12 protein-coding genes are annotated in these 12336 nt (G+C 35.5%); 11 read left to right on the forward strand and 1 reads right to left on the reverse strand.

Annotated elements, in window-relative coordinates; translation table 11 throughout:
* The first annotated feature begins 7 nt into the window (after nt 1-7).
* The 6 genes from C1631_RS14615 to C1631_RS14640 all read left to right on the forward strand — a co-directional run bounded on the left by C1631_RS14615 (nt 8) and on the right by C1631_RS14640 (nt 5526).
* Nucleotides 8-217, forward strand: coding sequence for a hypothetical protein (locus C1631_RS14615; protein WP_109712980.1), 210 nt, complete (start codon nt 8-10; stop codon nt 215-217).
* A gap of 72 nt (nt 218-289) precedes the next feature.
* On the forward strand, nt 290-1531 hold the full coding sequence (locus C1631_RS14620; protein ID WP_103247775.1) for a radical SAM protein: 1242 nt from the start codon (nt 290-292) through the stop codon (nt 1529-1531).
* The gene (locus C1631_RS14625) at nt 1528-2358 is read left to right on the forward strand and encodes a hypothetical protein (protein WP_103247776.1); all 831 of its coding nucleotides are present in this window, start codon (nt 1528-1530) and stop codon (nt 2356-2358) included. Before C1631_RS14620 ends, C1631_RS14625 begins: the two co-directional genes overlap by 4 nt.
* A gap of 29 nt (nt 2359-2387) precedes the next feature.
* Nucleotides 2388-3263 carry a hypothetical protein gene (locus C1631_RS14630; protein ID WP_109712983.1) on the forward strand — a complete coding sequence of 292 codons (876 nt, stop codon included), beginning with the start codon at nt 2388-2390 and terminating at the stop codon, nt 3261-3263.
* A 14-nt stretch (nt 3264-3277) separates the two neighbouring features.
* On the forward strand, nt 3278-4435 hold the full coding sequence (locus C1631_RS14635) for a pepsin/retropepsin-like aspartic protease family protein (protein ID WP_123966693.1): 1158 nt from the start codon (nt 3278-3280) through the stop codon (nt 4433-4435).
* Between the two features lie 95 nt (nt 4436-4530).
* Nucleotides 4531-5526 carry a bile acid:sodium symporter family protein gene (locus C1631_RS14640; protein WP_109713333.1) on the forward strand — a complete coding sequence of 332 codons (996 nt, stop codon included), beginning with the start codon at nt 4531-4533 and terminating at the stop codon, nt 5524-5526.
* A gap of 51 nt (nt 5527-5577) precedes the next feature.
* Here C1631_RS14640 and C1631_RS14645 read toward each other — a convergent pair whose 3' ends face one another.
* Nucleotides 5578-6552 carry a sterol desaturase family protein gene (locus C1631_RS14645; RefSeq protein WP_109712986.1) on the reverse strand — a complete coding sequence of 325 codons (975 nt, stop codon included), beginning with the start codon at nt 6550-6552 and terminating at the stop codon, nt 5578-5580.
* A gap of 205 nt (nt 6553-6757) precedes the next feature.
* Between C1631_RS14645 and C1631_RS14650 the strand changes: the two genes are divergently transcribed.
* The 5 genes from C1631_RS14650 (at nt 6758) to C1631_RS14670 (ending at nt 12245) form a co-directional block, all read left to right on the forward strand.
* The gene (locus tag C1631_RS14650; RefSeq protein WP_109712988.1) at nt 6758-8617 is read left to right on the forward strand and encodes a glycoside hydrolase family 13 protein; all 1860 of its coding nucleotides are present in this window, start codon (nt 6758-6760) and stop codon (nt 8615-8617) included.
* 12 nt (nt 8618-8629) lie between these two features.
* Nucleotides 8630-9148: a nuclear transport factor 2 family protein gene (locus tag C1631_RS14655; protein ID WP_103249617.1), complete on the forward strand. Its 519-nt coding sequence runs from the start codon at nt 8630-8632 to the stop codon at nt 9146-9148.
* Between the two features lie 2 nt (nt 9149-9150).
* Nucleotides 9151-10554 carry an MFS transporter gene (locus C1631_RS14660; protein WP_109712990.1) on the forward strand — a complete coding sequence of 468 codons (1404 nt, stop codon included), beginning with the start codon at nt 9151-9153 and terminating at the stop codon, nt 10552-10554.
* A 299-nt stretch (nt 10555-10853) separates the two neighbouring features.
* The gene (locus C1631_RS14665; protein ID WP_109712992.1) at nt 10854-11582 is read left to right on the forward strand and encodes a pirin family protein; all 729 of its coding nucleotides are present in this window, start codon (nt 10854-10856) and stop codon (nt 11580-11582) included.
* Nucleotides 11583-11693: 111 nt separating this feature from the next.
* Nucleotides 11694-12245 carry an NADPH-dependent FMN reductase gene (locus C1631_RS14670; protein WP_109712994.1) on the forward strand — a complete coding sequence of 184 codons (552 nt, stop codon included), beginning with the start codon at nt 11694-11696 and terminating at the stop codon, nt 12243-12245.
* Nucleotides 12246-12336 lie beyond the last annotated feature (91 nt).

Genomic DNA, 12336 nt, shown 5'->3' on the forward strand with positions numbered 1-12336 from the left:
ATTAAACATGAAAAAGAAAGTACAGATTTCTAAAAATCTTGAACAAAAGGAAATTCTTAAAAAATCAATCCAAAACTCTGAAAAAAACGCAGACCTTTACAAATCTATCTTTGGGGGACGTGGTATCGACTCTTCAATCGGAACTTGTGGTGTAGTGGCTATTTCAGGAGCTTCTGCAGCATACGACAGAGCTCATGATACTTTTTTAAGAGCTTAAAAATTACTTTTTTATAAAAAATTTAAGTTCTTCGTTAGTCAAATAGCGAAGAACTTTATTATTGATAGAGATATGGTTACTTCTTTTGTTCTGAAGGTTGCAAGCAGATGCAACCTCAACTGTTCTTATTGTTATATGTACAATTTAGGCGATAAAACGTATTTGAAACAGCCTAAATTTATGTCCATACATACCATAAAAACATTCGCTGAAAAATTATCACGCTATAGCACTGAAAACGGATTAAAAGCTTTTCAGATTGTATTTCATGGTGGTGAGCCTTTACTTTTTCCTAAGGAATTTTATAAGGAAAGTGTCCGGATATTTACAGAAACGCTCAACGATTCATATTTTGATTTTGTAATTCAAACCAATGGTGTCGGGCTGGATGAAGACTGGTATGCTCTTTTTGATGAACTCAATATCCGTGTCGGAATCAGCATGGATGGGCCTAAAGAATATCACGATAAATACCGTGTTTTTCATAACGGGAAAGGGTCTTACGATGAGGTTCGGCATGCTATTCAGATTGGTTTGGATAAAGGGATGCATGGCGTTTTATCTGTCGTTAATCTTAACATTACTCCCAGGGAGCTGTATCAGGAATTCAAAAATCTTAATATACCGAGTTTTAACCTTCTTCTTCCGGATGGCCATTTTGATAAATTACCCGATGATATACTTCCGGAGAAGATCAATACTCATGGATATACTCCTTTTGCAGATTGGTTGATTGAGCTGTTTCAAATATGGAAGAACGATCCGGACAGACCTAATATGAGATTCTTCAAAACGCTTATCCAGCTTGTCGCAGGTGAAGAAGTAGGAGATCAGATGGTAGGATTGAAAAAAAATGGAGTAGCGGTGGTGGAAACCAACGGAAATCTGGAAGTTGCAGACTCTATCAGAGCTTGTTATGAAGGAATCACCAGAAATAATATTAACATTCATACTCATGAAATTGCAGCGATCCTGGAAGATCCTCTTTTTGATGTTTACATCAACTCTCATCAGATGGTGAATGCAAAATGTCTTCATTGTCCGATTTATGAAATTTGTGGAGGAGGTTTTCTGCTCAACAGATATTCCAATGAAAAAGGATTCGACAATCCTACAATTTATTGTCATGATATGATAAAGCTGGTGAGCTATATCCAGAATGATCTTATTGATAGCCTTCCGGAAGAGGTGTGTGAAGAAATGCAACTTACCAGAGTTTCATATGATGACATTGTACAGGAACTGGAAAATATAAATGAAGGTTTTCCTCAGCAAGAAATTAAAGAAAAATTATTAGCTTACAGTTTAGCATGAATTTAAAAGAAGGTATCAGAGTTTACAGTCGGCAGATTGAAAATATAAAAGATCAGATCAGTATAAACTCGGGAGTTTTACCGGTTCATAACACGAACCCTGAGATAGAATATTATCACAACGCCTATTTACCCAATCCAGAATGGAGGGCACTTACCGATTGGGAGTATAAGCAAATTTTCACAGCCAATGAGGATAGCAGGATGTTCAATACCCTGGGAATGGGTGAGATTCCGCGATCTTTAGAAAAGTTGTTTCAGAATCTTAAATTGAATGAATGTGAATCTCTTTTTGATGTTCCGAAGCAATTTGAAAAAAATGAAGAACTGATCAGGAAACTGAATGAAGAACTGAATACTTTTTTGGATCAGAAATCAGTAACCGGAAACTATAAATTTCATAGAATTGCAAGATCATTGCCTGATATGCAAAGTACAACTTTTCACCATACAGGTGATAATACGTTTAAATATACAGGATTACATATTGACAAAAGCATTTTTTTTACACCTCATACCGCTTACAAATCAGATAACAGAATTTCTATTAATGTAAGTGCTGAATCCCGGTTTCTTTATTTTATTAATCTTACCCTGAGGCAGATTTATACTAAAATTCAAAAAAAAAACTCAGAAAAAATTACCTCCGAGAATATTGTAGAAGAATTTTTTAAATTATACCCTCATTATCCTGTACTGAGGCTGGAAATAAAACCTTATCAGTATTATATTGCCCCTACAGATAACTTCATTCATGACGGGACGACATTGGGAAACAAATTTTTTGATATTACCATGGTTTATACAGGAGTATTTGATAAATACTAGATACAATCACCAATATTAAGATATTACATATGAAAAAACTAAAACCAGGGATTAAAATATATCTGAATGAGAAGGAAGGGAATGTTCAGATCAACTCAGGCACCATCCATCACGCAAAGCAGATTCCGAACGAAATTATTTTTAAAAATCAAAAGTTTGTACAAAAATATGAACCGGAGGCTCATCTTCCCAAAAGGGACTGGCGAACTCCTACTGAGGAAGAATCTAAAATATTTACAGGAGATCATAAAAATAAAAGAGATTATAATTCCGTTTTTACAGGAGAAATTCCTCATGATATAAAAGAACTTTTCATTAAACTTGACCTTCATAGTGCTACTACAGAGACGGAAGTATTTGATCGATTCAGGGAAAATGAAATGCTGGTCAGTCAGATGAATGACAAATTAAATGCATTTCTTGAGAGTATTTCTCTGGCCCCGTTTAAATTTATGAGCCTTGCAGCCAATTTTGCCAACAGCGAAATTGTTTCTTTGGATAAAAGAAAGCTACCTCCCGGCTACACCATCCATGATATCAGGTTTATCGGAGTGCATAAAGACAGTTCCAAAGATATGACTTTGCATACCGCCCATAAATTCGGAAACCGTATTGCCTTCAATCTGGGACAAGAATCGAGATATCTGCTCATTATCAATTTGTCTATGCTTCAGGTCTATGACATGATCAAAAAGAAAATTGATATCAAAGAAAACGAAGTAAACAATAAAAATATTACCTCTTATTTCCTAAAACTTTTTCCTGACTATCCTGTTTTAAGAATAGAGCATAAACCCTATCATTATTATATTGCACCTACAGACAATTGCTTCCATGACGGGTCTACAATGGGGACGGGTTCTCTTGATATTCTTATGACTTATCTGGGCAAGTTTTTATTGTAATGAATAACTTTATTATGAAATATACATTAACTTTTTTAGTATCAATTTTTTCGATTATTCAGATAATGGCTCAGAAAAAACTTCCTGTATTGAATGCCAATTCTTCAAAAGCAATTTTCATTGAAGAAGATAACGATCTCAAAACAGACTGGAATATCGATCCGTCCATAAAGCCCGATGTGTATACTGTTTCCAGAATGGTAAAGGGTTCGAAAACAATAAAGGTAAAAACAGATATCGATTCTATCAGAATAAAAATAAAAAAAGGCGAGAAAAAAGATTTTATCATCCTTCTTAAAGGTAAAGATTCATGTTTAACAAGGATTGAAAGTCTACCCTCTAAGAATTTTAGTACTGTCCATCCTGCTTTTCACGATACAATTCGTATGGGGATTAACGAACAGAATACCATGTTCGTAAAAGCAGCTTTAAACAAAACAGACTCTCTTACCCTGAATTTCGATACGGGAAGCAGTAATCTTTCTCTTACTCAGGAAACATTACAGAACAAAATTAAACAATCCTTAAAATCGGGAGTCAATGTACTTGCTATAGGAAACAAAAAGTATCAGGATTTCAGAATTTTCAAAGTAGAATTAACCGGACATGGAACCGATGGAAGATTTGGCTGGGATCTCTTTGACGGAATGGTTGTTGAGCTTAATTATGATCTTGGAAATATGATTGTTCATTCTCAACTTCCGGAAAAAGTGAAAAAAGATAAAGCCTATGAAAAATTAAATATCACGTTTTTCGATAAATTATTTTTTGTTGAAACAACAATACAGCAAGGTTCAGTAAAAAATAAAGACTGGTTTCTTTTTGACACCGGTTATCAGAGAACAGTGATGCTGGATGGCCCTCTGTTGAAAGAACAAAAATTTCCTACAGATCAAATGAAGCTGATAAAAAAGGTGATTATGAAAGGAGCTAAAGGAAATGAAATTCCGGTCGTTACTGCCAACCTTGAAACGCTGAGTCTGGGTAGATATAGCCTTAAAAATATTCCAGCTCAGTTGCTTTCCGCAAGCAGACCTGTAAATGATAAAAAAATGAATATTCTGGGGAATGAAATTCTAAAAAGATTTAATGTTTTCCTGGATTTTCAAAACAATGTGGTGTATATGAAACCTAATAAATTGTTTAATGAAGGCTATGTCGAAAAGCAATAATAATGGGGATAAATAATATTCCTTAACTTTATAATCCTTAAAGGTTTTTGCCTTTAAGGATTATTTTATGTGTGAATATTCTATTTTTAATGTTGATGGCTAAAATTTTCAATAAACAAAATGTTTTTCTTCTCCTTCTGATCGGGATGGTCTTCATGGGATATCTGATCCCTTTTCACGAATCTTACAATTCTTATTTTAACCTTTCAGCCTTTATAGATTGGGGAATTGCGGTCATTTTTTTATTGTATGGCCTCAAATTAAACCTCAAAGAAGTAATAAAAGATATTTCCAACTGGAAATTACATCTACTTATACAGTCAGGAACATTTATTCTTTTTCCTCTGTTGGTCCTTATTTTCTATCCTTTCGTAAAAGGGTCCGAATATCATGAAATCTGGCTTTCCCTATTTTTTCTGGCATGTCTTCCTTCTACGGTTTCATCTTCGGTAGTAATGGTGTCTATTGCCAAAGGAAATGTCACTTCTGCAATCTTCAATGCTTCAATTTCCGGATTGATAGGTATTGTGATGACACCCCTTCTCATGAGTTTTTTCTTAACTTCAGAATCCGGATCTGGAGATCATGGCGAGGTTTTGCAACAGCTTTTGATGAAAGTATTATTGCCTATTATTCTGGGAATTATATTGAATCCTGTTTTCAAAAAATGGGTAACAAAATATTCAGGCATCATCGCAGAGTTTGATAGATTAATTATTTTATTAATCGTTTACGAAAGCTTTTCAACAGCATTTATAGAAAATATTTTCAGTTCGGTTCCTCCGGTCACCTTTTTAATTCTGGCTTTCAGTGTGGTTTTCCTGTTTTTTACAGTGTATAATGTTCTTAAACTGATCGCACGAAAGATGGGATTTACTGCTCAGAACATCATTACAGTTGCTTTTTGTGGTTCAAAAAAATCACTTGTTCACGGAAGTCTTTTCCTTTTGGTTTTAGGTATCCCTGAAGAAAAGAAGGTGTTATTTTTACTTCCCGTAATGGTGTATCATAGTTTCCAGTTGTTCTATGTGAGCTGGCTAGCCGGCAGAATTGCTGAAAAATCTTTAAGAAAAAAAGAAATCAATTTTTAAAATTTCAAAAAATACCCCAAACTACAGTAATAGTTTAGGGTATTTTATCTTTTAATTTGAACTATACTCAGGTTCCTGGATTTCAGGTTGTTGAGACGTCTTAAGTTCTCCTTTCTTCTTTATCTTTTCTTTGTATTCTCTTTGATATTGTTTTACCGTTTTTCCGGTACCATCGTGTCGCCATCCCGGTGAATAAAAAAGATATTTTATCCGGGTCTTAAATGAGATGCCGGGTTGTCTGATATCTTTTCCTATTCTTCTCCATTCATAAAAAAGCATGGTAGCAGGATCTTTAGATTTTATTTTCGGATATACACCATATTTAACAGGAACTTCGGGATCCTCTTTCTCAAATGTTCCAAAAATCTTATCCCAGATAATCAGTCCCATTCCCATATTGCGATCCAGGTATTTGATGTTACAGGCATGATGTACACGGTGATGTGATGGAGTCACGAGAATATATTCCAGAAAGCCCATGCTTTTAATCGATTGAGTGTGAACAAAAGTACCGTAGATCTGTATAGCAGAATAAGCTACCAGAATATGCCATGGATGAAATCCCATGAATGCCAGTGGAGAGAAAAATAAATATCGGTACAACGGTTGAAATACCGGACTTCTGAAACCTGTACTGATATTGAAATAATCAGAATTATGATGGGTAATATGTACTGCCCAGAAAACCCGTGAATGATGGTCTACATAATGATGTACATAATAGGCAAAGTCCTGGGCAAGGAAAACCGCAATCCAATACCATATACCTTCCTGCCAGTCAAAAATGCGGTGATGATAAAAAAACATCATAACAAACAAAGAAAAGCCTTTCATGATAATGTCTAACCCATAGTTTAATAAGGCAAAAAGGACATTGGTTGCGACATCTTTTGTTTCATAAATTTTCTCTTTATTAAAATGGCTGTACGCCATTTCAATAAAAATAATAACAGCAAAAACAGGAATTGTCCACGTGTAAACAACATCAGGACCCTCTGTTTTGAACATATTACTGAAGTCAAACATCTTTTTTTCTGTAAATCTAAAGATAAAAAGGGTGGGACAGCCTATTTTTAGATTAAAATTTTATGAAAATTTTTACACTTTTTTAATAGAATTTAAGATAACGATAGTGAATTTTTAATTTTTGACCAGGGCAAGAAAGGAAAAGATGTATTCCGATAGGTTTTGAGTGTATATTTGAAAATTTAATGCTAAATTGACCACTAATATGAAGACAATATATGTAGCATTGGCCCTCTCTATCGCTTCTGCTGCTTTTTCCCAAAAAATATTGGAAAGAGTAGAACCTGCATTTTGGTGGAAGGGAATGAAAAACCCCGAACTACAGCTTTTAGTATATGGAAAAGATATCGCTAATCAGGAAATCACTCTTTCAGACGGTATACAGATCAGAGATATTCGGAAAGTTGAAAATCCAAACTATGTTTTTATTACCCTTAATACCGATGAAATAAAAACTTCTAAGTTTTCTGTTACGATCAAAAAAGGGAAAAAGAATCTCGCCTCTTATATCTATGAGTTGAAACAGAGAGAACCTAATTCTGCAAACCGGGAATCTTTTACCTCAAAAGATGTAATGTATCTCATTATGCCCGATCGTTTTGCCAATGGAGACGTAAAAAATGACTCCACTCCGGAATTGACAGAAAAAGCAGATCGCACTTTGCCCAATGGAAGACATGGAGGAGATCTTAAAGGGATCATCAATAATCTTGACTACATTCAAAATCTTGGCGCCACAGCAGTGTGGCTGACTCCGGTGAATGAAGACAATGAAAAAGTCTATTCTTATCATGGCTATGCCCAAACTGATTTATATAAAATTGATGCCCGATACGGAACCAATGATGAATACAGAACTCTTTCCCGCGAACTCAATAAAAGAAATATGAAGCTGGTGATGGACTATGTGACCAATCACTGGGGCGTTTCTCATTGGATGATCAAAGATCTTCCCACAAAAGACTGGATTCATTGGTTTAAGGATGGCGAGAATGGCTTTAAGCGATCAAACTATAAAACAACCACACAGTTTGACACCAACGCTTCTGAAATTGATAAAAAATATGCCCTGGATGGATGGTTTGATAAAACAATGCCGGACATCAACCAGAAAAATTCATTAGTATTAAAATATCTGACCCAGAATGCCATCTGGTGGATTGAATATGCTGAATTGGGAGGTTTTCGTGTTGATACTTATCCATACAACGACAAAGAAGCCATGGCAAAATGGGCTAAAGCCATTACCGATGAATATCCGAAATTCAATATTGTAGGAGAAACCTGGTTATATACAGCAGGACAGATTTCGGCATGGCAAAAAAATTCCAAAACTGGAGAAGCAGCAGGGTATAATTCGAATTTACCTTCAGTAATGGATTTTATGTTATTTGCGGATATGCCTAAAGCACTGAAAGAAAAAGAAAGCTGGAATACAGGAATGATAAAATTGTATGACTCTTTTACCAGCGATTTCCTGTATCCGGATATCAATAACCTTCTCGTCTTTTTCGAGAATCATGACACAGAAAGATGGAATGAAATCTTCAATTCCGATCCAAAAGCCTATAAAATAGCTCTTACTCTGATTTCAACAGTTCGCGGAATTCCCCAGATCTATTATGGATCAGAAATAGGGATGCGTGGAGATAAAAACAAAGGGGGTGATGCTGATATCAGGAGAGATTTTCCGGGAGGCTGGAAGTCAGATCAGCAAAATGCTTTTAACCTTTCTACCCAAAAAACAGAACAAAAAGAATTCTTTCAGTTTACTCAAAAATTATTGAACTGGCGAAAAGGAAAAGAAGTAATTCATACCGGGAAAACTAAAAATTATGTTCCTCAGGATGGAGTTTTTACCTATTTCAGATATAACGAAAAAGAAAGTGTAATGATTGCCATCAACAATAATGAGGAAAATCAGACGTTGGATGTAAAACGTTTTGAAGAATCATTACAAGGATTTTCTAAAGGAAAAGAAGTGATTTCAGAAAAAAAATGGAACCTTAAAGACAACATCACCATTCCCGGGAAATCTTCGTTGATTATTGAACTTGAAAAATAAATTACTAACTATATGAAAAAATCAATAAGCGTTTATGTACTGGTCCTCTTCTTATTGGGATCTGCATTTTTCTCGGCACAGTCAAAAAATGGATTTGAAAAAGAAAAATCAGAAATCAGTACCATGCTCGATGCCTTCAATGTGGCTGCTGCAAAAGCAGAGTATACCAACTACTTTAATTATTTTGCAGAGGAGTCTACATTTATCGGAACAGATGCTACTGAAGTTTGGGACAAAAAAGCTTTTATGATCTGGGCAAAACCTCATTTTGACAAAAAGAAAACCTGGAATTTTACAGCATTGAAAAGAAATATTTATTTCAGTAAAGATGGAAAAATGGCATGGTTTGATGAACTATTGGATACCCAGATGAAAATATGCAGAGGTTCCGGAGTCGTTGAAAAAATCAACGGAACATGGAAAATAAAACAGTATGTACTTTCCATGACCATTCCTAATGACGTAGTTGATAAAGTAGTTGCTGAGAAAACTGCTCTTGAAGATCCTTTAATCAAGGAATTAAAGAAATAAAAATGAATCTTTCGCAGAATACAGTTTCAAAGAGAATAAAGCCTAATCTTTCCATGCTTCAGATCATTAATATGAGCATGGGTTTCTTGGGAATTCAGATGGCTTTCGGGTTGCAGAATGGAAATGCAAGCCGTATTTTAGCCAACCTCGGAGCCGACGTTCATGAATTATCATGGTTTTGGTTGGTTGCCCCCATTACAGGGTTGATTGTTCAGCCGATTATCGGGCACATGGGAGATAATACCTGGAGTCCGTTAGGAAGAAGGAAACCCTATTTCCTGATAGGAGCTGTTTTATGTTCAATAGGACTTGTGTTACTACCAAATGCAGCATCAGTAACTCAGATGTTTGCAGCTAATGCTCTTCTTCTGGCTGTTATTTTCCTTGCCATGATGGATGCTTCAGTCAATATCGCGATGGAGCCTTTCCGGGCTTTAGTAGGAGATATGCTTCCAAAACATCAGGGAACAATAGGATTTTCTGTACAAACCATTCTGATCGGGATTGGGGCTGTACTGGGTTCATATTTACCAGACTGGTTGACGAATCTGGGAATTTCCAATGTAGCCCCCAAAGGTTTTGTGGCAGATAATGTCATCTATTCTTTTTATATAGGGGCAGCATTACTTCTCATAGCAATTTTATATACGATTTTTACAACCAGAGAATATTCCCCAAAAGAATTTGAAGAATTTGAAGATGCGAAAAAAATAGAAGAAGAGCCTTCAAGATTTTCAGATATTTTTAAAGATTTTGCGGCCATTCCAACACAAATGAAAAAGTTGGGAGCCGTACAATTCTTTTCATGGTTTGCCTTATTTACCATGTGGGTGTTTACAACAAGTGCATTAGCTACCCATCATTTTGGCCTTTCGCCGGAAGATACCCATTCTAAAGCATTTAATGATGCCGGAGATCTAACAGGTAAACTCTTCGGAATGTATAATCTGTGGGCAATACCTTTTGCTTTTCTATTGACCCCCATTGCAAAGTGGATCGGAAAGAAACAAACCCATGCTTTAGCCTTGTTGTGTGGAGGTGTAGGGCTGATTTCAATGTATTTTATTAAAGATGTCAACCATCTATGGATTTCAATGATCGGATTAGGGTTTGCGTGGGCAAGCATCCTTGCAATGCCTTATGCGATGCTGATTGAAGTGATTCCTCAAAAGAAAATGGGGGTATACATGGGAATATTCAATTTCTTTATTGTGATTCCACAGATCATCAACGGTTTGTTTGGTGGGCCTATTGTAAGTGGAATTTTTGGAAAACAGGCTATGGATTATGTAGTTGTTGGAGGTATCTGTATGTTGATAGGAGCGTTGGTTACTATGATTTTTGTGAAATCTGAAGATGAAACACCAAAGGAAATTGAAGAAGAAATCCAGCAGGTACACTTTTAAGAGTTGAAAATTGTGTGTGATTGTCGAAAAAAATATTTATCAAAATATCAATAGAAGCGGGCTAAAGCCCGCTTTTTTTATCCGTTTATTAATTGGCTTTAGCCGAAACCTATCTTTATCATAAGGATCGGAGAACTATAGTCTCCGACAGATTCCACAAATAACACAGATCTTGGGTATCCAACCTGCCCATCTTCATTATTCCCTCAACTCTTTTGTCATAAATTTCCTTTCTTATCCTATATCAACTTTTTCCCAGATAACATCCCGTACATTTGTATCATAAAATAATCACAGAAATGAAAACAGTATATCATAAAGCAGATTCAAGAGGCCATGCCAATCACGGATGGTTAAATTCTTATCATACATTCAGTTTTGCCAATTATCAAAACAGAGACAGAACAAACTTTGGCGTTTTACGAGTATTGAATGACGATACCGTTTCCCAGGGAATGGGTTTCGGAACACATCCGCACAGGGATATGGAAATTATCTCCATTCCTTTGGAAGGTGATCTGGAACATAAAGATTCAATAGGTACCACTGCGGTCATCAGAAAAGGTGAAATTCAGGTGATGAGCGCAGGGACCGGTGTACAACACAGTGAGTATAATAAAAATAAAGATGAAGAGGTTAAATTCTTACAAATCTGGGTTTTCCCAAGAGAGCTGAATGTTGAGCCAAGATATGATCAGAAAAGCATCAAAGAAGGAGAAAAAATAAACGGGTTCCAACAGATTTTATCTCCGAATAAAAATGATGACGGAGTATGGATTCATCAGGATGCCTGGTTTAATCTGGCTAACTTTAAAAAAGGAAACGGTAAAAATTATACACTTAATAAAAAAGGAAATGGAGTGTATGCATTTGTTTTAAAAGGAAGCGCAAAAGTAGGAGACCGTGTTTTGAATGAAAGAGACGGGTTGGGAATCTGGGATACCCAAAGTTTTAACATTGAAGCAGTAGAAGACACAGAAATATTATTGATGGAAGTACCAATGGAATTACCGGCTTATCTTAAATAAAAAACTAAATTTGTAATCTTAAAATCAGAAATAAGATCAACCCGTTATTCGTGAAATTTTACGAAATGACCATGACGGGTTGATATTAACTTAAAAAATAATTATCAAAGTATGAAAATTTTAGCAATAGCAGGAAGTAACTCAGAAGTTTCCATGAACAAGCAGTTGGTGGCATACGCATCAACATTATTTGAAAATGCAGAGGTAGAAGTAATCGACTTAAATCCTTTCGAAATGCCCATTTATAAGCATGAAAGAGAATTAGCAGGCGGCGTTCCTCAGGAAGCACATGATTTTGCCGGAAAAATTGATGGAGCAGACTTATTGTTGGTTTCTTTAGGAGAACATAACGGAACCTATTCTACAGCATTCAAAAATGTGTTCGACTGGGTGTCAAGAATCAAAGACAGAACAGTATGGAATGAAGTACCTATGTTATTGATGTCTACATCTCCCGGAGGAAGAGGTGGAGCAGGAGTTTTAGAAGCTGCATCAAAGCGTTTCCCTTTCCATGGTGGAAATGTGGTAGAAACTTTTTCACTTCCTTTCTTCAATGACAACTTCGATAAAGCAGGTCAGAAAATTTCTAATGAAGAGAAAAACAACGAATTAAAAGAAAAAATCAAGAAGATTGCAGCCATTGAATCTATCCTTGAAAAATAGAATTTGAATATTCATTTAAAATTACTATTTTTGCAAAAAGAAAAGAGATGAAAATTCAGACCTCCTATAAACAATGTTTTTCTCATAAAGG

This window comes from Chryseobacterium phosphatilyticum, from assembly GCF_002899825.2.
In the GTDB taxonomy this organism is placed as follows: Bacteria; Bacteroidota; Bacteroidia; order Flavobacteriales; family Weeksellaceae; genus Chryseobacterium; species Chryseobacterium phosphatilyticum.